Genomic DNA, 19589 nt, shown 5'->3' with positions numbered 1-19589 from the left:
TCAGCTAGCGCCGGCCGCCGACTTCGTCGATATGGCCGAGCAGATCGGCGGGATCCTCGTAGACGCGAATGGCGCCGGACTGGCGCAGCTCCTCCGAGCCATAGCCGCCGCTCAGCAGGCCGACGCCGAGCGCGCGGCAACGCGTTGCGGCCAGCATGTCCCAGATGCTGTCGCCGACCACGACGCAGCGCTCGATCGGCACGTCGAGGCGGGCGGCGGCCGCGAGAAACAGGTCGGGATCCGGTTTGGCATAGCGGACCTCGTCGCGGGTGACGACCGGGCTCTGCCTGGGGTCGACGCCCAGAGCCTGGAGATTGACCGCCGCGGTCTCCATCCGTCCGCTGGTCGCGATCGCCCAGGGGATGCCGGCATCGGTCAGGAAGCCGAGCAGCTCGCGCGCGCCGGGCAGGGGACGCACCTGTTGTCCGAGCCCCTGATACGCCGCCGCGTGCGCCCGCCTGAGCCGCTCGATCCGGTCCGGCTCGATCGCCACGCCGGTCTCACGCAGCAGCTGGTTGGTGAACAGGCCGCCGCTCATCCCGATCTTGCGATGGATACGCCAGACCGAGAGCTCGATGCCCTCGGCATCGAGTGCCGACTTCCACGCCAGCACATGCTGATAGACGCTGTCGACCAGCGTGCCGTCGAGGTCGAACAGGAAGGCGGTCTCGATGTGCATGGCGGGCTCCGGCGATGGCCTTGCAGGCGTGATGGCTGCAAGGCCAAGCGGCAGCGGCCGTTCGCGTTCCTTCCCGCCGGCGACAGCACCTGCGCGGCCGCCGCTCCGATCAGCTCTTTCAGCTCTTGGGACGAATGAAGCCGGCCAGCGTCTTCTTTTGCTCCTCGCACCAGTTCGACATGCCCAGGCGGCGCTGATCCATGTCGATGGCCTGCGTGGCAACGGCCACCTCGGCCATCAGGTCATCATCCTGCTTCTGGCCCATCTTCCCGCCGGTGTGCATATAGGCGATCGCATTGCGCACCTTTTCGGTGGTCCCGTCAGGCAAGTGCATGTCCTGGGCCTTCTGGACCAGATCCTGATAGGCGACGTCGATGCCCTGACATTCGACCTTGGTCGCGAACGCCTCGAGCACCATGGTCGTGTAGATGTGCCGCGGCTCGGCGCTGGCCGAAGCCGCACCCGCTAGCAATGCTGCAATGGTCAAAGTGCAACGCAGACCGTTTCGCATAACCCTGGCATCCTCCCGATTCTTTGCGGGGAGGCTAGCTCCTGGACGCGACGCCCGCAACTCCGAGCGCAGCGCAAAAAAAGCGATCTGGTGCGGGTCGAACGCCGGTCCCGGGCTATTTGCCGAGGCGGCGCTCCTGCTCCTGGAGCAGCACCTCCAGCTCATCGCTCTGCTGTGCCAGGCGATCGGCGTTACGCTCCTCGTCGGCGGCGCCGGACTGCGAGGCCGCCTGCTCGGTAATCTGGCGGATGTTGTCGCGCAGGATCGCGATGCGGTCGGCAAGCTGGGACGTCGACAGGCTGGTCGGATCGGTCAGGCTCATGAATCCCTCGCCAAGATCTGCTGGTGCGTGAGCCGGCTGATTGAACCGTGCGTGGACGGCTAGCACCTCGGACGCGGTTCCTTAGCTCGGAACGCGCAGCCACGACAAGCGGGACGACGTCGCCGCGCGCGGCAACGTCGCTCTCGGGCTGCTCCTCACCGCACCGGCATGGGAGGCCGCACAACCGGCTGATCGGGATCGGCGGCCGCCTGCGACGCAGGCGCTGACTGCAGCGACATCGGGGCGGGAGGCGGCGGAACCGCGCCGGAGGTCGCGGGCGGGCTGGGCCGGGGACGATGCGGCACAGCAACGGCCCCCGGAGGCGGTGGCGGCGCGACGGCGGCCGTGACCGGGCGCGGTGCCGGCCGCGGGCGCAAGGTCTGCTCGATGGCCCGCGGGTCGAACGACCGCGTATCCGCAGTCCGCTCGGCAGGCTTGGCTTCCGCCACCCGTGCCATCTCGCGGGCCATCTGATCCTGGCCGGCCTTGAGCTGCGCGATGCTGGCCTTGAGATCGCTGATCTGCTGGCTGAGGGCGGCCAGGTCATGCGTCATGGATTGCAGCATCTGAACCTGCTCCGGCGAGGCGGCTGCGGCCGTCGCACTCGGGGCGGCGTCTTGCGTTGGCGCCGCTGCCATGGCGGGGGCGGACTCCTGCGACGCCGGCGCGGCGGGAGCCGCAGACGTGTCGCGATCTGCGCTGGAGACCAGCGAGATGCGCGGCATCCAATGTGCGATCATCTCCTGGGCCTGATCGCCATAGCTCTGCCAGGCGGCCGCGGCCACGGCGCTGCAGACGCCAAACAGCACGACCAGGATGGTGCGGACGACCCAGGTGCCGATGCCTCGGCGTTCCCCGGATGGGGCGAGTTCGGCTGCTGCGGATCTGAACTCTGGATCCAGCCTGGGCGGCTGAACCTCGGCAGCGCGCGCGGCCGGCCGGCGGTCGGGGTCCACGCTCACGCGATCAGCTCGGGCCGCCAGGACGATGTCGGGATCGATCGTCGCATGCGGCTGCGCATTCCCGTCGTTCGTGGTCGTCGTTGCAAGCATTGACGCTCCGTCCTCCGTTGTCGTCCGCGCCGACGGCGGCGCTCGGCGGGTCTTGCGTCACGAGGCGAGCAACGTCGCATCGTGCATCAGCGCCGACCCTGAAACCGGTTGTCCCTCATGCTCACGCACCTGCGTGTGCACGGTATCACGCTTCACAACACGCGCGGCTCGAGCCAAGCCCCGGAAGATGGCATGGCCAAGATCCAAGTCAGTCGCGGACCGCGCGCTACGCAACGTCCACCTGGCTGCACGACACCCGCTTGCGGCCTGTTCGCCCGCCTGCGCCATATCCGCCCAAACCAAGGCGAAGACATGACGCCCGCGCGACCTAGAGTAGTTTACTCCCAATGAACGACGAAGGCTATGCTGATGGCGGTTCCCGGCGGGCGGGGCGCCCGGCCATTGTTGCCGCCGCGCGCGGCACGGCATGGTCCCCGCGAGCTGCATCAGGACTTGAGAATGTCGTTTGTCGGCAGCCGAATCTCGCAACGCAGGCCCTTCGGGTCGAATCGCCTGGTGACAACAGCACCGATGTCATAGGGCAGCATCTGCTCGAGCAGCACCGTGCCGAAGCCGTCTCGCCGCGGAGCGATCGGGTCGGCCGACAGACCGCTTTCGCGCCAGTCGAGAACGAGCCAGCCGATCTCATCGTCGTCTTCGATCCGCCAGTCGATATTGATGAAGCCGCGGGGTACCGTCAGCGCCCCGAATTTCAGCGCGTTGGTCACGAGTTCGTGCATAGCGAGGCCGATGTTCTCGGCGGCCTTCGCCTTGATTCGCAAGCTCGGGCCTGACAGCGAGAAGTTCTGCTCCTCGCGCGCAGCGCCGGCGCGCAACTCGTCGGCAATCAGTTCGGCGAGATCGAAGCCGGCGAGCGGGTCACGCGTGACTGCGGTCTGGATGCGGGACAGCGCAGCAATCCGGCCCTCGAGATGACTGGCGAAATCCTCGACATTGTCGCTGCCTTCACCGGTGCGCCGGATGATCGAGCGGATCACCCCCAGCATGTTGCGCACCCGGTGCTGCAGTTCGGCGAGCAGAAACTTCTGGTGCTCGGCGGCCGACACGAGCGCGGTGATGTCCTGGGTGATGCCGCCGATCCGTTGCACCCGTCCGGTGTCGTCGACCATCGGGAAACAGCGGATACGAAGCCAGCGCACGTCGCCGTCGGGCTGGCGCGTGATCCGGAAATCGAAACTGTCGCGTTCGCCCTGCCTGGCGCGCTCGAGGCTTTCGATGGCGCGCGGCCGGTCCTCCGGCAGCATCAATTCCGTCCACCGCGCAACGTGGTCGCCCTGCAGCACCGCGGCCCGCTTCGCCCCATAGATCGTCTCGAAGGCAGGGCTGAGATATTCCCACTGCATCGTCGCGGCGTCGCGGATCCACACCACATCGGACGACGCTTCGCCGAACTGGCGGAAGCGTGCCTCGCTGTCGCGCAGCGCGGCCTCTGTGCGCTTGCGGTCGTCGATGTTCATGGCAAGCTCGACCAGCGTCCCGTCGCCGATGTCGCGCCCGGCAAACATCATCCAGGACCGCTCGCCGTCCTTGCGGAAGTATTCCTTTTCATAGGGCCCGATGCGGCCGGTGCGCTGCAGATTGGCAATCTGCGATATGGAGCTTTCGACCCATTCCGGCGGGGTCAGGCTCTGCCACGTCAGTTGACCGCTGCGCACCTCCTCGCGCGAATAGCCGGTCATCGCGAGGAAGCCGTCGTTGGCGTCGATCAGCGTGCCCTCGGCATGGTCGAAGAACAGCACGCCGACCGAGTCGATTTCCAGCAGCCGTCGCAGCCGGTGCGCGCTGGATACACCGCCGTCGGCAGCAGGCGCCTGGGGCGGCGGCGCATCTCGCCCGGCGCTGCGGAAGAGATCAGCGGCGAGGTCCGGATCGGATTGCATGAGCGCGGCAACATCGACATCGATCGTCAGCTCCGGATGGGCGTCGGCCCAGAACTGCGCCATCCGCAAATAGGTCAGGAAGGCGGTGAGCAGTTCGACTTGCCGGTCGCCGAATGCTGTGCGCAGGGCGCGCTGCGCCCGGTCGGGGGCGTCGGCTTGCGTGAACAGCGCGGCTGCGGCAGCGAACAGGTCGGATTCTTCCGCGCTGGACGGCGCGGGAATGTCGCAGGGATCGCGGACCGCCTCGAGCCGTTCGAGCGCGGCCGTAACGCCGGCAGGGTCCGCGAATGGCTGCATCAGGAGCTGCCGCGCGCGCGCAATCGCTTCGGGGCGGCACGTTCGGTCGCCGCCGGGATGACCGAGGCCGACCAGAAAGCCGAAGTGGCGCGCCAGGCAGTAGGGCGAGCGGCCGAGACGCGACAGGTGAACGGCAAGTCGTTCCTTGAACAGCGGCGGCAAGGGGGTGTCGAGATAGGCGCTCTTGGCGAACTGCCACAGCTGCCGGGCGGCGTCCGGCGCTGACGGCGTGGGCCGAAACAGGTTGGGCATCAGCCCGAGTCGCTGAACGACCTCCTGCTCGAATCCTGCATCATCGTTACGCCGTTCAACCATCGCCGTTTCCCCGGCAGAGCGCCCCAGCTGGCGAGCATAGCGCAATCTGCTGCCGCTGGCTCCCGCGACGGCTCATTCATTCGCATCGAGCTGGCGTCCCTCGCGATCCAGATGCAGGTAATTGGCGTTGAACAGGCCGGCGCTCATCAGGCGTTCGAGATCCGGCAGCACCAGCATTTTGCCTTTGAGCACGATCAGATTGTTGGCGCGCAGCTCCTGCAGGGTGCGGTTGACGTGGACTTTTGACAGGCCGGTCGCCTCGGCGAGATCGGCCTGCGTCAACGGGAAATGACAGCTGTTGTTCTCCGTCAATCCGGCCAATCGCAACCGGAAGAACAGCTCGCACAACAGATGGGCCATGCGCTCGGACGCGGTGCGCTGCCCGAGATTCATGGTCCATTCGCGCTGGATCGCGGCGTTCACCAGCGTCTCCCACCAAAAGGCGGCGGCGACGCGCGGATAGCCGGCGCTGATCTCGTCGAAGAACTCGCGCGACAGGTCGGCAATCGACACCGGGGTGATGGTCCCGATCGAGTGGTCCATCTCGCGCAGGATGAAGATGTTGAGGTCGCAGATGTCGCCGGGCAGGAAGAACGAGACGATCTGGCGACGGCCGTCCTCGAGCTGCTTGTAGCGGCAGGCCCAGCCGTTCAGGATCAGATGGACATCCTTCGGTTTCTCGCCCTCCCGCGCGATGTCCGTGCGCGGCGCGAAGGTCCGCACCCGTTGCGCGGCCGCGCGGTTGAGCATCAGGCGGTCCGATGCAGACAGGCGGACAAAATTCTCAAGCTTGCGGACCAGATGACTCAAGGAGTGGTTCCCCCGGCTGGTTATAGGGGTTCCGGAGCATGCAGGTTCAATAACCTAGGTTAGCATCGTACCTGATTAGTCACGTCTCGTCGCCTAGGAACCGTGGGTTCCCGCCTTTCGCGCTGAGTTCGAGGCGGTGACTGTCGCTTGACGTCAATTTCGGTGGACGATCCTGCGAGATTCAGGATCACCTGGTGGGCGATAGGATCCCCTTCCGGCAGGTATTCGAGCGGCAAGGAAAGAGCGCCGAACCTTCCGCTCCAGCGCCCTTCGCATGTATCAGAATCAGTCGCGGGCCGGCTACTTCGCCTTGTCGAGGTTCTGCGCCATCTCGAGGTGGTGCTGGAGCGCCGGAAGCGTCTTGCCGGCCCATTCCTTCAGCTCGGGATGGTCGCCGCCCTTGGCATAGCGCTCGAACAGCGACACCGCGTCCTTGTGCGCGCTGACCTGCATGTCGTCGAAATCCGAGCTGAAGTCCTTGCCATTGGCCGCCTTCAGCTTGTCGAGCTTGCTCTGATGGGCGCTGTCCAGTGCGGTCGGGAGCTGCACCTTGAGCTTGCCGCTGTCGACCATGCTCTTGAGCTCGCCCGAGGTCTTGGTGTGGTCCTTGACCATCTGCGCGGCAAAGCTCTTCTCCTGGGCGTTGCCTTTCTCCTCGCCCAGCTTGTTGGACTGCAGCTCGAACATGTCGCTGATGGCGACCTGCTTGACGAAGTCCTCTGTGCTCGGCGTAATCCCGAGCGCCGAATTGACTCCCGTCTTCTCTCCGATGGATTGGGCCAAAGCCGGTCCGGCCAGCATCAGGCAGCTGATGGCGATGATCGTGCGCTTCATGTCGTCCTCTCATGTCAGGTCGAGGACACAACCGGAAGCCGGGCGCGCAGTTCCGAAGCGCTGCGCGCCGGAGGCCGTGAACGGCTGCGAGGCTGCTCGATCAGAGTGCGCAGCCGCAACGCATCGAACGGAGCCGCGCTCTTCTGGTCGTTGTCGAAGTAGACGAAGACATCGACGCCACGCGCGGACCAGCCTTTGATGCGCTTGGCCCAATCCGCCAGCGTCGCGTCGGGATATCTGTCCTTGTAGCGGCCGCCTGGCCCATGGCCGCGCACATAGACGAAATCGGCGGTGCGTCGCCACGGCGCCGGCGCGTCGTGATGATCGGAAAGGCACAACGAGACGTTCGCATCTTTCAGCAGGCGCAGGATGGCCGGCCTGTACCAGCTCGGATGACGGAATTCGAAGCTGTAGCGGCGATGGCCGGGCAGCAGCGCCAGGAAGGATTTCAGCCGATCGGCATCGACTTCGAACTGCGGCGGCAATTGAAACAGCACCGGGCCGGCCTTGTCGCCGAGCAGCGCCAGCCGGCTCTCCATCAGTTCGAGACTGTTGACCGACCGCTCGGACAGGCGCTTCCAATGCGTGATGAATTTCGACGCCTTCCAGGCGAATACGAAGCCCGGCCCGGTCTGGTCGCGCCAGCCGCGGACGGCCGCCTCGCTTGGCGTGCGGTAGAACACGCCATTGAGCTCGGTGGTGTCGAACTGGGTCGCGTAGTAGGGAAGCTGGTGCCTGAGCAGCAGGCCGGCCGGAAAGAACGCGCCGCGCCACGATCCGTAGTCCCAGCCCGAGGTACCGATCATGATCCTCGTCATGCGATGTTCCTGCGTCGCGTGGTCTCAGACGCAGAAGCTTCGACATCCGCCAAGGTTCCGAACGGGCGCGATGCAGGACTCGTTATAGCTCTCAGCGCGAATTGGCGACGTCATAGCGCGGCGGCGCGCTGAGCAGTTCGTTGATGTGGGCCGCAGTCTCGGCCTGAAGCGCCTTCTTCAGCATGCTGTCACGTTCGGCTCCGATCGGCAGCAGCCGCGCTGCCTCCCGGGCTTCTGCCGCCGCCTGACGCAGACGTTCCTCGAAAGAGATCGTCTGTTTGCGCCTGTTCCGCTTGACCGCCATCGCAAGACCTCCTGTTCAGCAAGCGGAAGTCTCGATCAGCCGCGCTGTGCTGTCGCTAAGCCATGTTAGCGTGCAGATCACGATCGGGGGACGTTGTGCGGGAACCGGCGGCGACGGGTCAATAGTTGGAACGTTCGGGGTCGTTGCCGGGCACGCTCAGGTGGACCTCGTGGCCCTGCTTGATCGCCAGCGTCGCGGCTGCGACGGCCGATTCGAACGCCGCTTCCCTGGTCGCATAGTCGCCATGAACGTTGCCGTCGTGCAGCACGCTCCAATGGTCGTCGACGGCGACGATCGCGTATTGAGCCAGTCCCATTGCATCCTCCATGATCGAACGGCCTTGCAACTCGCGGATCAACTGCCCGCTGCCGTGACGCGCCACACGGTGTTGCCGACATCGTCGGCAATCAGCAGCGCGCCGGTCTTGTCGACGGCAAGACCGACCGGCCTCCCGCGCGCCTCGTTGCGATCGTTGAGGAAGCCGGTGACAACGTCCTGCGCTTCGCCGTTGGGCTTGCCGCCGCTGAAGGGAACGTAGACGACCTTGTATCCGTTCAAAGGCGTGCGGTTCCAGCTGCCGTGCTCGCCAACGAAGGCGCCGCCGCGATAGGCCTGCGGCAGCGCGTCGGCCGTGTAGAAGGTCATGCCGAGCGGGGCGACATGCGAGCTGAGCGCGTAGTCCGGCACGATTGCCTTCTCGACCAAGTCAGGCCGCTGTGGCCGCACCCGCGGATCGACGTGCTGGCCGTAGTAGCTGTAGGGCCAGCCATAGAATCCGCCGTCCTTCACCGAGGTCATGTAGTCCGGCACCAGATCGGGACCGATCTCGTCGCGCTCGTTGACGACGGTCTACAAGGCGCCGCTTTGCGGCTCGAAGCTCAACCCGTTCGGATTGCGCAGGCCGCTGGCGAAGATGCGCCAACGGCCGGAGCTGCGGTCCACCTCGAGGATCGCCGCGCGGTTCTTCTCGGCCTCCATCCCGTTCTCGGTGATATTGCTGTTGGAGCCGACGCCGACATAAAGCAGCCGGCCATCCGGGCTTGCCGTCAGGCTCTTGGTCCAGTGGTGATCGATCGGACCGCCGGGCAGCGACGTCAGCGTCGTGCCGGGATCCTTCATCTGCGTTTCGCCTGGCGTGTAGGGATATCGCACGATGGCGTCGGTGTTGGCGATGTAGAGATCGTTGCCGACCAGGGCGACGCCGAACGGCGAGTTCATGTGGTCGATGAAGACGCTCTTCTGCTCGGGCACGCCATCGCCATTGGCGTCATGCAGCAGGGTGACACGGTTGCTCGGTCCGGTGCTGCCGCCCGATGTCGCCCACGATTCGACGAACGCCATGATGATGTCTTTCGGCCGCTTCGCGGGCGGAGCCGGCGGCGCCTTGGATTCCACGACCAGCACGTCACCGTTCGGTAGCGTGTAGAGCTCGCGCGGATGCTGCAGGCCGGTGGCGAGCGCCTCGATCTTCAGCCCCGGAGCAACCTTCGGCATCTCGCCCTGCTTCCAGCCGACGACGCTCGCGATGTTCATCGGCGGGACCAGATACTGCGTCAACGACGGCAGCTTGACGTTGCCGCCGACCTCCGCCTTGGGGTCGCCGCCTTCGTTGCAGCCCGTCAGGGTGAACGCGGTCGTTCCGAGCAGCAGCGCTGCGAGCAGTGGCGCAAGTCGGTGTGAGGTGACGGTTCTCATTTGGCCACTCCCACGCGGCGACGGTACACCAGCGCCCAGCCGAGCCAGCCAGTGACTGGCAGGATCAGGACCGTCACCAGGGACAGGATGAGCCCGGTCGGGACCACCGACGTCCAGGCATCGCGCGAATGAATCAGGTTGTTGAAGAAGGCCAGCACCAGCACGATCAGGTTGCCTATCATGTGCGGCCAGACCGGCGTCTGCGACCGGATCAGCCGGTTGCCGAGGACGTCGATGAGGCCGGCCAGAGCAGCCAGCACGCCGATGACGAGGCCGATCAGGAGCAGCCAGGCCGAGGTGTCGGCCCACATGATCTCGGCGGTTCGCCAATAGGTGATGTCGGTGACGAGAGCGCCGATGAAGCAGACAATGGGGAATGGCACCAGCATGGGATGGATCGGATGCCCGGCAATGGCTGCCGTCGGCTCCAGAGCGGGATGGTTCGTTTCGGCGGTCGCCAAGGCGGTCTCCTCGGAGCGTGTTGTCAGCAAGGGCTCGCGCTACGAGACCTTGCCGCTGCTGGCGTTCGAACGAAGCCGCTCAGGGCATGTGGTACGTTGCCCTGACGAACTTCAGCGGCTCTTGTTCAGCGGACCATTGCCGCGTGCGCTGTCGCCTGCGGTGTCGTTGCCCGGCGCGGTCGGCGCCGCGGCCGCCGGCGCGCTCTGCTTCGGCGCGGCGTTGCCGGTGGTCTGCTGATCGGTTTTCTGTGCGTCTTGCTGTGGCGCCTTGTCGCCGGCGAACGACCAGAACATCAGGGCAATGGCGGCGGCGACCACGACAATGGGAATCAACAAGGCGTACGGTGTGTTGCTCTGCATGCCCGGAACGCGCGACCCGGCGCCGGTGCCGCGCTCCGCCCGGTCGTGAGCCGCGAGCGACGCACGTGTATTCTCATCGAGTTGCGCGCGCTCTCCAGGTCTCAGCCGTCCGGCCCGCGTGGCCGCAAAAGCAAGGACGAGGCCGAGGATGACGATGCCGAGGCCCCAACCCCAGAATGTTGCAGCTCCGCCGTTCATATCGTGCGCCTCCATACGGTGCGCTCGGCGGAAGCGGCCGCCGAACGGACAACCAACGAGAGGCACTCGCATCCGTTCCTGTCGCAAGAGCCGCGGTCGAGGCACTGAATAGCGCTCGGGGAGGAGGGGCCTGGACGACGCTCCCTGCAGGAGCAGCTCACACGCTGGCCGAAACGGTCGCAAGGCCCGATTGTACCGGGGGCCCGTGCCGCTTCGCTGACCTGGCGCAGACGGTCCGCCAGGGTCTACCGGGCGGCGCGATAGCCTGTTAAGCAGCACGCCAGAGAGCGGGCGCATCAGCCCGGGTAGAACCAGAGGGAAGAGCGGCAATGATTCAGACGGTCGGCATCATCGGAGCGGGCACCATGGGCAACGGCATCGCGCAGGTCTGCGCCGCCGCCGGCGTGCCGATCGTCATGGTCGACATCTCGGAGCAGGCGGTGGCACGCGGCCTGGCCACGCTGGGCTCGAGCCTCGACCGCCTGGTCAAAAAGGAGAAGATGACGGCCGCCGACAAGGACAAGGCGCTGTCGCTCATCACCGGCACCACCGACAAGGCCAAGCTGTCGACCTGTGATCTCGTCATCGAGGCCGCGACCGAGAACGAGGAGCTCAAGCTCAAGATCCTCAAGGATCTCTGCGCCAGCCTGAAGCCGGAGGCGGTGATCGCCACCAACACGTCGTCGATCTCGATCACCAAGCTTGCGACCGCCACCGACCGGCCGGATCGCTTCATCGGCATGCACTTCTTCAATCCCGTTCCGATGATGGCGCTGCTCGAACTGATCCGCGGCCTCCAGACCTCCGACGCCACTCACGCCGCGGCGGTCGACTTCGCCAAGCGGATCGGCAAGGTCGCGATCACCGCCAAGAACAGCCCGGGCTTTGCGGTGAACCGCATCCTGTGCCCGATGATCAACGAGGCGATCTTCGCGTATTCGGAAGGCATCGCAACGGCCGCCGACATCGACGAGGGCATGAAGCTCGGCTGCAATCATCCGATCGGCCCGCTGGCGTTGGCCGACCTGATCGGCCTCGATACGATGCTGTCGGTGATGGAGGTGTTCTACAATGGCTTCAACGATCCGAAATATCGTCCGGCCCCGCTGCTGAAGGAAATGGTCGCAGCCGGCCAGCTCGGCCGTAAGACCGGCAAAGGCTTCTACGACTACGCGAAGTAGCGGCTTCGGGCAGCCGCTGACGGTGGGCAGAATGAGCTTGCGCGACGACGGGCCACGAGCCCGTCGCCACGCGGCCGAAGGTGCATAGAGCTGCGAACGAGCATTTGCAGGGGACGAGCGCCCTTGCTCAGGCGACAGCAGGGTCCGAGCGCGACGGCACGCCCTAAGGGAGACAATCGCGCCAAATTGCGCCGAGACCGCTGATCTCGTCGCCTCGCCGCTGTTGTCCGAATCATCACGGCACAGCGCCGGGCGGGCAAGGGGCCATGCCTTGCTGATGCAGCCCGCTAAGCCCGGGCCCGGCGTGCCGTTCGTGGTTTGCCGCTATGCGATGGCCCGAAACGAAACTATCGCACTCAGCGGATCGGGTACGGAGGTGGAGTCATCAAACCTCCTCGTCATCATTGTATTGTTGTTCGATCGTGACGGGGGCGCCCTGGACGATCCTCGCGATGAACAACGTCGGTAATGGTCCTCCTGTCGAAGGTCGCTGTCAAGGCGCATCATGACGCAATGATGAATTGGCTGTTACCGCATTGCTTTCCGCGGCGACGCAACGCAGACAGCAAAACCGCGCCACAATTGACTACAAATCAAAGGGAATGACGACATGCGTCGTGCAGCTTGGCGTGAGCCGAGTGGCGCGGGCGGTCGTGTAGTTCGAAATGCTCGTTGAACTCGAATCTGCAAGTCGATCGACGAGATGCAGGCACCGCTGCTGGTCTGCCGCTCTCTTCAAACTGCGTCGTTCATGTGCGATTATGGTGAGACCGGATACGCCATCGTCGGGAACCAAACGGATTTGCGGCGTCTTGTCTGCCGCGAACCAGACAGCGGGAGAACAGCGATGAAAGCAACAACGATCACTTTGGCCGCCATCGCGGCGCTCGTGTCGGGCCTGCCTGCGCTTGCTGCGGAGCAGGGCGCCACGGGCGTGGTGACGGGCATCAACCGGCTCAATGGAACCGTGGCCATCAAGCGGGTTCAGAATGGAACCGTCGGCGCCAACGTCGCCGCGGCCGAGGAGTTCAAGGTCAAGGACAATGCGATGATCGAGGAGGTCCACGCCGGCGATCGGGTCACATTCTCGACGTCCGATGGCAGCGGTGCCAAGACCATCATCAAGCTTGATCGGCAGAAATAACCCCCCTGGGCTTCACGAGGACAGGATGCGGCAGCGGGGCTTCCTCTGGCATGGCGGCGCATGGTGCCTCGGACTGTGGCTGCTCGTCGGTTTCTGCGATGCTGCAAAGGCCGCGACCGACGATCTCTATAGGGCCCAGACCGTCGTCACAGGGCAGGGCGAGGACAATCGCCGCGTCGGCTTTGCGGCCTGCCTCGAAGACGTCCTGATCAAGGTGTCCGGCGCATTCCAGTTGAGCGGTGATGCGAGGCTCGTACCGTTGAAGGCACGGGCCGCGGAGTTCGTCACCGGTTTCGACTATCACGACCAGATGTCGGGCAAGCCGAAGCACGATGAGCAGGGCACACGCGACCGGCCGTACGACCTCACCGTGTCGTTCGATCGCGCCAGGATCGACGATCTGCTCGCTCAGCTCGGTGTGAAGCCATGGCTGGCGGCGCGATTGCCGATCGGCGTGATCGTCGTCATGACCAACGGCAGCCGGAGCTTTCTCGTTGTCTCCGACGATCGGCAGTCTGACCTGCAACGCGACGCGCTGCGCGCGGCAGCCGGCAAGCGAGGCCTCGATCTGGTGCTTCCGACCGTCGCGCAGGCCAGCCGCGTCGATGTTGGCGCCGAGCTTCCGCCGGTGCCGGACGCGGGAACGTTGTCGGGCGCCGGAGTGACGTTGCGGGGTCACCTCACATGGGACGATGCAGAGCTTAGCTGGGTGTCGCAATGGCAGCTCGATGCGGCGGGCACAGAGCATCGCTGGCGGCTTCGTGGCGCGACATTCGACGACACGTTTCGCCGCGCATTGGGCCGCGCCGCGCAGATCCAGTCCGGCAACGGTGCGCCGTGAGCGGACGTCCGGCCGCGCGATCCATCGCATTTTACTATTCTCATCGCCCTGACGGTAATCCTTCCCTCCTACGGTGAATGCCCAGGAGGGGCGCATGTACATCGTCAGGAATTCACCACGAGCGCTTTTCGTGGCTCTGATCCCGCTGGCTATGGTCGAGGGGGGCCTCGTCGCGATGGCCGCGCTCGGTCTGCAGGCAGCGTCGCCGCCTGAGCTTCCGGTGCCGGATCAGGTCGTCATGCTCTACGCCAAGCGCATCATCACGGATGCGGCGCTGCTGTTTGCCGGCCACTGGCTGCTGCAGCAGGCGCGGATTGCGAGCCGGCTCGGTTACGGGCTAATGGGCGGTGCGATGGCGGCCGCGAGCTACGCGATCGAGATCCAGAGCAGCGCGACGCAATTGCCGGGCACGGGAGGAGTGGTGCTGACGTTGGGTTTGCTTCCGACGGTCGCCGGCATGATCTGCGGCTTTCTCTACCATCAATTCGCAGGGCTGATTCCTGCACCAGCGCGGGGCGGCCGCGGCGCCGACGGTGCCGTTGCAGGGGACGCTGCGCCCGCTCCACTGACGTTCGACGGTCCGATCCGGGTCCGCTCATCGGTGGCCGCGGTCGCAATTGCGTCGACCATGCCCGCCGTGCTGACGGCCATTTTGTCGTTCACGATCACTTCGCTGCTGCTGCCGTCGCGGCTTGCCGACGGCACCGGGCCGCTGTTCGCGGCAGCGATTCCGGCTCAGATGTTCATGGCGATCCTGGTCGCAACGAGCGTGCCCTCGGCCATCTTCGTGCTCGCCCTGCACCACATCGCACGCGCGTTGAGCAGGCAGCGCGGCTACGAATATGCCGGGATCGGTGCGGCCATGGCGGTGACTTTCGTTCTGCTGATCATGCCGTTCATGCCGGTCTTTCCGGTGACCTTCCTGCTGCTCCCGGCCTTGGCCTATGGCGGCATCATGGGCGCGCTCTATCGCCGCTTCGCAGGTCTCGAGCCGGTCCCGCTCCCGGAGGCCGTCATCGCCAGCGACGTGCAGGCGCTCGTCGCCGCCGACCATCCGTCCAGGCAGCGGCACGGCGTGATCATCAGCCATTGATCGGCTTGCGGGATAACACCGATGAAGCAGATATCCGCTCTTGCAGTGGCGGCCGCGATGGCCGCGATTGCCGCCCTGTGGTTCGTGTCGACGCCGGCCTTGGTCAAGGTTGAGGTCGCGCCGCTGAAGCCAAGCAATGACCTTCCCACCTTCGAGCGTGTTCAATGAGGCGGGCTGTGATCACCATCTCCACCGAAGCGCCGTGAGGTTGCCGCGATAGCCCGTCACCATCACGTCCTGATCGATGCGAAGCGCGTGTGGTGGCGCGATCGCTTGAGGAAACGGCCAGGAGGTGCTCGTGGTGAAGCTCAGAACGTGTCTCGTCGCGGCATTGCTGATCGCCGCCCCCGCATCGATGGCGGCAGCCGCCCCCGGTCTGGTGCGCAGTTCGGCCACGATGCGCGCTGGACCCGGATCCGGGTTTCCGGCCGTCGAGCGCATTCCGGCCGGCACGCGTGTCACCATCCATGGCTGCATCGAAGGCGGCGCGTGGTGCGATGTCAGCTTGGCGGGGGAGCGCGGGTGGGTAGCGGCAAGAGCTCTCGCCTATCTCAATGGCCAGTCCTACGTCTATCTCCCGGAATACGTGGAGTATGTGCCGGTCGCTCCGTTCGTGCTGACGACCTATTGGAGCAGCTTCTACTTCGGGCGGCCCTGGTATCATCGCCACGCGTTCTGGAACCGCTACTGGAACCGTCAGCCGCCTGCTATGGCTCAAACTCCGCCTCAGCCCAACATGGGTGCTGCCGGCCCGGGCGGGGGCGCGCACCCGGTGGGCGCCCCGGGGGCGGTGGCCGGTTCGCCGGCGCCGGTTGCCGGCCGTCCCGGAGTAAGGCCGGTCGCGGTCGCCGTCTCTCCCACCGGCGGTCCGCCGCAGGGCGCGCGGGCGCAAATGCGGATGGTCGGCGGCCTGTCGCAACTTGGCGGAAGTCATCATTTCGGAGGCAGCGCGATGATGAATGCTCCACGCGGTGGCGGAAGCGGCATGCGCGGCGGCGGTCGATCCGGCGGCGGGGGCGGTTTTCACCGCCATTGACGTCGCCCGCCAGCGGGGCAGGCGAGCGTAGGATCGTAGCGGCGCGCGTCCAGCCGGTGGCGAAAGCCGGGACGATGACTACATGCGAGTCACCAGCATCTGTGTCATCGTTCGTCCGTCGTGAAAAAGCTCGTGCTCGTCTTCCTGCTGCTCATCATCGCTCCGCTCTCGCTGTCGGCCGCGAACTATCTGCGCGGCGACCGCCGCGGCAATTGGCAGACCGCGGATCGCTCGAGCGCGGGGCTGCTGCCGTCGCCCCAGGATCATGTCGACGCGATCGTGCGGGTGTTCGCTGCGCGGACGGTGCGCTGGCGCGGGATCTTTGCGGTCCACACCTGGATCGTGGTCAAGGAACACGGCGCGGCGCGCTATACGCGTTACGACTACACGGCTTGGGGCGAGCCGGTCCGGGTCGACGGCTTCGCGCCGGACGGACGCTGGTTCGGAGCTTTGCCGGAAACGGTTCTGGTCGTCGACGGTGACGACGCCGAACGCGTGATCCCGAAGATCCGCAAGGTGATCGAGACCTATCGCTTCCGCTCCTATGGCGACTACAACGCCTGGCCGGGGCCGAATTCCAACACCTTCGTGCAGGCGGCCTTGAATGCCGTCCCCGAGCTGAACGCCGTGCTGCCGCCGACCGCGATCGGCAAGGACTTCCCTTACGAGCGGTGGTGGGGACGCACGGCCTCCGGGACCGGCCTGTTCCTCTCGCTGGGCGGCTATCTCGGACTGACGGTGGGCTGGATCGAAGGTTTCGAACTCAACTTCTTCGGCGGCGTTCTCGGTGTCGACATGCGGCGGCCTGCACTCAAGTTGCCCGGCATCGGGCGCCTCGGCATGCCCCTGGCGTGAGGCCGACGCTCATGTCGCGACGGCTGGCATGTCGCTTGCTGCGGACCTTTCTCGGGCGCGTTCAATGTCGTGTATGCGCCAGAGGAGGCTGGCGATGAGCACGTTGTTTGCGATCTGCACGACCTATGAGGTGGAGGATGGTGGGGCGCGGGCCTTCGTCCTGCAGCGACGCGAGCCCGACGGCCCCGCCAAGCCCTGGCCGATCCTGGTTACACGCAAGGGCAACAATTTCTACGGATTCGAGAATGTCTGCCCGCACGAGGGCGCGCGCCTCGACAAACGGCTTGGCGAGGTCATGGACGACGAGGGCAATTTCCTCAAATGCAGTCAGCACGGAGCGATGTTCGATCTCGACAGCGGACAGTGCTTCGCGGGGCCTTGTCAGGGGAAGGCGCTGACGGCGATCGAACTCGTCATCGACGACGGCGACATCTGTTTGTCGGACATCGATCTCGATGAGGAGGATGGTCTCGATATCGACGATCCCTCGGACACCGTCCCGGAGGTGCATATCACCTCCGACTGATCGGCGGCGGCCCCGCCAGGCGTCAGCGCTTCTTCCGTTCCGCGCGGCTGTAGTTGCTGAAATGGCCCTCGCGAGCTGCCTGGGCCCGCGCCGCCTTGATCAGGCCAGGGCTGCGCGCCGGGGGCGCCGGCAGCGATGGCAACCGGACGAGCTTGCGGCCGCCGCAGGTCGGGCATAGCGGCTTTTCCGAGATCCCGATCAAGAGCTCGACGTCCTCAGCGCAGGCTGGGCAATGAAAGCTGTAGAACGGCATGGCGCATCCCCTCGTTGGCGGGATGGGCATTGCATGAAGCGGGCCAGCATGGAGACCGCGCGGAACGCACCCTTCGCGGCTCAATCACGCTCATTCGCATACGAACGGCGTCTCTTGGCTCCATCGTCTGTTTCGAATGCGACGAAGCCTGCGTCCAACAGTCGACATGCCCTCGCTTATATCAAGCCGGCGGCTGGCTCCGAGCCGGATACCAGCCGCCCAGGGGATCATGCGTGTGTCTTGGGCACGTAATTGCCGGCGACGCACTTGTAACTCTGAAGACGCCACTCGTGATAGGGACCCTTGGACATCCAGTCGGCGATTCCGATCTGCGCGTTGACTGCGCATGATGTCATCGTGATGCCGGACATCTCGCTGTTGGTGACGACCTTCTCCATGCAGAGCTGGCCGTTGCAGAGCATTGCGACGAGAGTGACGAGCACGTTGATTCTGCCTCCAAAGAGTTGGACCCGGTGAAGACAACGAAAGCAGAGTTCATGCCAACGGATGAATCCAGGCCGCTCAGCTACGGAAAGGATTGTTACGGTGTTACCTCAGGGCGACAGATGCGTGATGAGATCGCCGCCGAGGTCACGTTGAGTTCGCTGCTGCCCGTGCTCTTCCGGTGCTGATGAGTTGCGCTGTTGGTGTCGTGCGGCAGCTGTCTGCGATGACTGCGGGCAACCGCATCCAGCGATGTCAAACAAGCGGCAGTCGCTGCTTTTTCTGCAGCGCTCTTGAGCTGCCTTTCGGATAAGGCGGCAGGGCTGAGTTACCGCCGGGTTCCGAATTCGGAGTACGGCGAGCAGGGGCTCACACGCACGTGAGCGGCTCGCCGTGGCCTTGGACTTGCGCGGTGGCCGAACGGTTCCGTAGGAAGACGGATCATTCTGGGGGAATTTCATGACTGCCGATTTCACGCGTCGTGCGTTGCTGAAGCTGGCCGGCGTCTCGTCGATGACGATGGCCGCCATCGCCGCGGCCCGGGCCGAAGGCGGGGAGAGCGCCGTCGCCGGCCCGACCTTCGCCAGCCGCACGCCGATCCGCATCGGCATGGTCACCTTGCGGGTGAACGATTCGGACAAGGTCGCCGCCTTCTATCGCGACGTGATCGGCCTTTCGATCCTGCAGCGGACCGAGACGTCCGTCCGCCTCGGCGCCGGCGGCGTGCCGTTGCTCGAACTCGAGCCGCGTCCGGGCGCCAGCCGCGAATCGCGGCGCGCCGCCGGCCTGTTTCACACCGCGTTTCTGATGCCGACCCGCAAGGATCTCGCGCGCTGGCTGGTGCATGTCGCGCGCAACCGCACGCCGCTGACCGGCTTCGCCGATCACAATGTGAGCGAGGCCGTCTACCTCGATGACCCCGAGGGCAACGGCGTCGAGGTCTATGCCGACCGGGCGCCGGAGCTCTGGCAGTGGCAGGACGGCGTCGTCCGAATGGGCACCGAACAGCTTGATATCGACGACCTCGTGGCGTTGACCGATACGCGCACCAGCAACTACGCCGGCGCGCCCGACGGCCTGCGTATCGGCCATGTGCATCTGAAGGTCGGCGACATCAGCCAGGCGAGCGGCTTCTACACGTCCCTGATCGGGCTCAATACGACGCGGACGATCGATCGCGCGGCCTTTCTGTCATCGGGACGCTACCACCATCACATCGGCGCCAACACCTGGCGCAGCGCCGGCGCCGGCCGGCGTGATGATGGCTCGACGGGTCTGTCGTGGTTCTCGTTCGAGGTGAGGGGCGAGGAACTGCTCGCCGGGCAGGAGGCGCGGTTGCGTCAGGCGGGGGCCGTGCTGGTCGCGATGCCCGACGGGTTCGAGACGGCAGATCCGTGGGGCACCAAGGTCAGGCTCATCCGGGTGTGACGCGAGCCGTGCCTCAAGCCTCGTTGAGGCCGGCGCCGCGATCGGTCAGCACCTTCTGGCCCTTGGCCGTCAATTCGTAGATGTCGCCATCTTTGGCGACGTAGCCTTCGCGGATCAGGCCGTCGATCTCGTCCTGACGCTGGGGCGAGAAGGCGATCGCCTGGCCGATATCCGAAAGCGTCGCGATCTGGTCGTCCGTCAGCATGGCCGTCCTCCCGTTGTTGATCCGAA

The 19589-nt window shown here is 65.6% G+C and carries 24 protein-coding genes and 1 pseudogene; 9 read left to right on the top strand and 16 right to left on the bottom strand.

Going from position 1 to position 19589, the window contains the following annotated elements; translation table 11 throughout:
• Positions 1-4: 4 nt before the first annotated feature.
• The 13 genes and pseudogenes from ACQR1I_RS15460 to ACQR1I_RS15400 form a co-directional block, all read right to left on the bottom strand.
• Positions 5-679: an HAD family hydrolase gene (locus ACQR1I_RS15460; RefSeq protein WP_434867087.1), complete on the bottom strand. Its 675-nt coding sequence runs from the start codon at positions 677-679 to the stop codon at positions 5-7.
• 118 nt (positions 680-797) lie between these two features.
• Positions 798-1190, bottom strand: a complete 393-nt coding sequence (locus ACQR1I_RS15455) for a hypothetical protein (RefSeq protein ID WP_434867088.1) — start codon at positions 1188-1190, stop codon at positions 798-800.
• 115 nt (positions 1191-1305) lie between these two features.
• Positions 1306-1512, bottom strand: coding sequence for a hypothetical protein (locus ACQR1I_RS15450; protein WP_434867089.1), 207 nt, complete (start codon positions 1510-1512; stop codon positions 1306-1308).
• 155 nt (positions 1513-1667) lie between these two features.
• Complete coding sequence (locus tag ACQR1I_RS15445) at positions 1668-2564, bottom strand: hypothetical protein (RefSeq protein ID WP_434867090.1); 897 nt, start codon at positions 2562-2564, stop codon at positions 1668-1670.
• Positions 2565-3010: 446 nt separating this feature from the next.
• Positions 3011-5077 (bottom strand): sensor histidine kinase, encoded by a 2067-nt coding sequence (locus ACQR1I_RS15440; RefSeq protein WP_434867091.1) that lies wholly within the window; start codon positions 5075-5077, stop codon positions 3011-3013.
• A 72-nt stretch (positions 5078-5149) separates the two neighbouring features.
• The gene (locus tag ACQR1I_RS15435; RefSeq protein ID WP_434867092.1) at positions 5150-5887 is read right to left on the bottom strand and encodes a Crp/Fnr family transcriptional regulator; all 738 of its coding nucleotides are present in this window, start codon (positions 5885-5887) and stop codon (positions 5150-5152) included.
• Between the two features lie 300 nt (positions 5888-6187).
• Positions 6188-6721, bottom strand: coding sequence for a DUF4142 domain-containing protein (locus tag ACQR1I_RS15430; protein WP_434867093.1), 534 nt, complete (start codon positions 6719-6721; stop codon positions 6188-6190).
• A gap of 14 nt (positions 6722-6735) precedes the next feature.
• The gene (locus tag ACQR1I_RS15425; protein WP_434867094.1) at positions 6736-7539 is read right to left on the bottom strand and encodes a DUF72 domain-containing protein; all 804 of its coding nucleotides are present in this window, start codon (positions 7537-7539) and stop codon (positions 6736-6738) included.
• A 91-nt stretch (positions 7540-7630) separates the two neighbouring features.
• Positions 7631-7843, bottom strand: a complete 213-nt coding sequence (locus tag ACQR1I_RS15420; protein ID WP_434867095.1) for a hypothetical protein — start codon at positions 7841-7843, stop codon at positions 7631-7633.
• 118 nt (positions 7844-7961) lie between these two features.
• Positions 7962-8159 (bottom strand): hypothetical protein, encoded by a 198-nt coding sequence (locus tag ACQR1I_RS15415; protein WP_434867096.1) that lies wholly within the window; start codon positions 8157-8159, stop codon positions 7962-7964.
• Positions 8160-8197: 38 nt separating this feature from the next.
• Positions 8198-9538, bottom strand: a pseudogene (locus tag ACQR1I_RS15410) (PQQ-dependent sugar dehydrogenase).
• Positions 9535-9999: a DUF2231 domain-containing protein gene (locus ACQR1I_RS15405; protein WP_434867097.1), complete on the bottom strand. Its 465-nt coding sequence runs from the start codon at positions 9997-9999 to the stop codon at positions 9535-9537. Before ACQR1I_RS15405 ends, ACQR1I_RS15410 begins: the two are co-directional and overlap by 4 nt.
• Positions 10000-10110: 111 nt before the next feature.
• Complete coding sequence (locus ACQR1I_RS15400; protein WP_434867098.1) at positions 10111-10557, bottom strand: hypothetical protein; 447 nt, start codon at positions 10555-10557, stop codon at positions 10111-10113.
• A gap of 329 nt (positions 10558-10886) precedes the next feature.
• Here ACQR1I_RS15400 and ACQR1I_RS15395 point away from each other — a divergent pair, with 329 nt between their 5' ends.
• From ACQR1I_RS15395 to ACQR1I_RS15360, 8 genes are all read left to right on the top strand, one after another.
• Positions 10887-11738, top strand: a complete 852-nt coding sequence (locus tag ACQR1I_RS15395; protein ID WP_434867099.1) for a 3-hydroxybutyryl-CoA dehydrogenase — start codon at positions 10887-10889, stop codon at positions 11736-11738.
• Between the two features lie 847 nt (positions 11739-12585).
• Positions 12586-12882 (top strand): copper-binding protein, encoded by a 297-nt coding sequence (locus tag ACQR1I_RS15390; RefSeq protein WP_434867430.1) that lies wholly within the window; start codon positions 12586-12588, stop codon positions 12880-12882.
• A 25-nt stretch (positions 12883-12907) separates the two neighbouring features.
• Positions 12908-13723 (top strand): DUF2066 domain-containing protein, encoded by an 816-nt coding sequence (locus ACQR1I_RS15385; RefSeq protein ID WP_434867100.1) that lies wholly within the window; start codon positions 12908-12910, stop codon positions 13721-13723.
• Between the two features lie 130 nt (positions 13724-13853).
• The gene (locus ACQR1I_RS15380) at positions 13854-14816 is read left to right on the top strand and encodes a hypothetical protein (protein ID WP_434867101.1); all 963 of its coding nucleotides are present in this window, start codon (positions 13854-13856) and stop codon (positions 14814-14816) included.
• A gap of 21 nt (positions 14817-14837) precedes the next feature.
• Positions 14838-14984: a hypothetical protein gene (locus ACQR1I_RS15375; RefSeq protein WP_434867102.1), complete on the top strand. Its 147-nt coding sequence runs from the start codon at positions 14838-14840 to the stop codon at positions 14982-14984.
• A gap of 130 nt (positions 14985-15114) precedes the next feature.
• Positions 15115-15852: an SH3 domain-containing protein gene (locus ACQR1I_RS15370; protein WP_434867103.1), complete on the top strand. Its 738-nt coding sequence runs from the start codon at positions 15115-15117 to the stop codon at positions 15850-15852.
• A gap of 132 nt (positions 15853-15984) precedes the next feature.
• Entirely contained in the window at positions 15985-16707 is a 723-nt protein-coding gene (locus ACQR1I_RS15365) for a DUF3750 domain-containing protein (RefSeq protein ID WP_434867431.1), read from the top strand.
• Between the two features lie 94 nt (positions 16708-16801).
• On the top strand, positions 16802-17233 hold the full coding sequence (locus ACQR1I_RS15360; RefSeq protein WP_434867104.1) for a Rieske (2Fe-2S) protein: 432 nt from the start codon (positions 16802-16804) through the stop codon (positions 17231-17233).
• 22 nt (positions 17234-17255) lie between these two features.
• Here the strand turns inward: ACQR1I_RS15360 and ACQR1I_RS15355 are convergent, their stop codons facing one another.
• Positions 17256-17486 carry an FmdB family zinc ribbon protein gene (locus ACQR1I_RS15355; RefSeq protein ID WP_434867105.1) on the bottom strand — a complete coding sequence of 77 codons (231 nt, stop codon included), beginning with the start codon at positions 17484-17486 and terminating at the stop codon, positions 17256-17258.
• A gap of 227 nt (positions 17487-17713) precedes the next feature.
• The gene (locus ACQR1I_RS15350) at positions 17714-17929 is read right to left on the bottom strand and encodes a hypothetical protein (protein WP_434867106.1); all 216 of its coding nucleotides are present in this window, start codon (positions 17927-17929) and stop codon (positions 17714-17716) included.
• Positions 17930-18389: 460 nt separating this feature from the next.
• Between ACQR1I_RS15350 and ACQR1I_RS15345 the strand changes: the two genes are divergently transcribed.
• On the top strand, positions 18390-19358 hold the full coding sequence (locus ACQR1I_RS15345; protein WP_434867107.1) for a VOC family protein: 969 nt from the start codon (positions 18390-18392) through the stop codon (positions 19356-19358).
• 13 nt (positions 19359-19371) lie between these two features.
• Here ACQR1I_RS15345 and ACQR1I_RS15340 read toward each other — a convergent pair whose 3' ends face one another.
• Entirely contained in the window at positions 19372-19563 is a 192-nt protein-coding gene (locus tag ACQR1I_RS15340; protein ID WP_434867108.1) for a hypothetical protein, read from the bottom strand.
• Positions 19564-19589 lie beyond the last annotated feature (26 nt).

The organism is Bradyrhizobium sp. HKCCYLS2038 (assembly GCF_051167655.1).
Taxonomy (GTDB): domain Bacteria; phylum Pseudomonadota; class Alphaproteobacteria; order Rhizobiales; family Xanthobacteraceae; genus Bradyrhizobium.
Note: the sequence above shows the minus strand (reverse complement) of the source record. Positions and strands in the feature narration are given on the sequence as shown.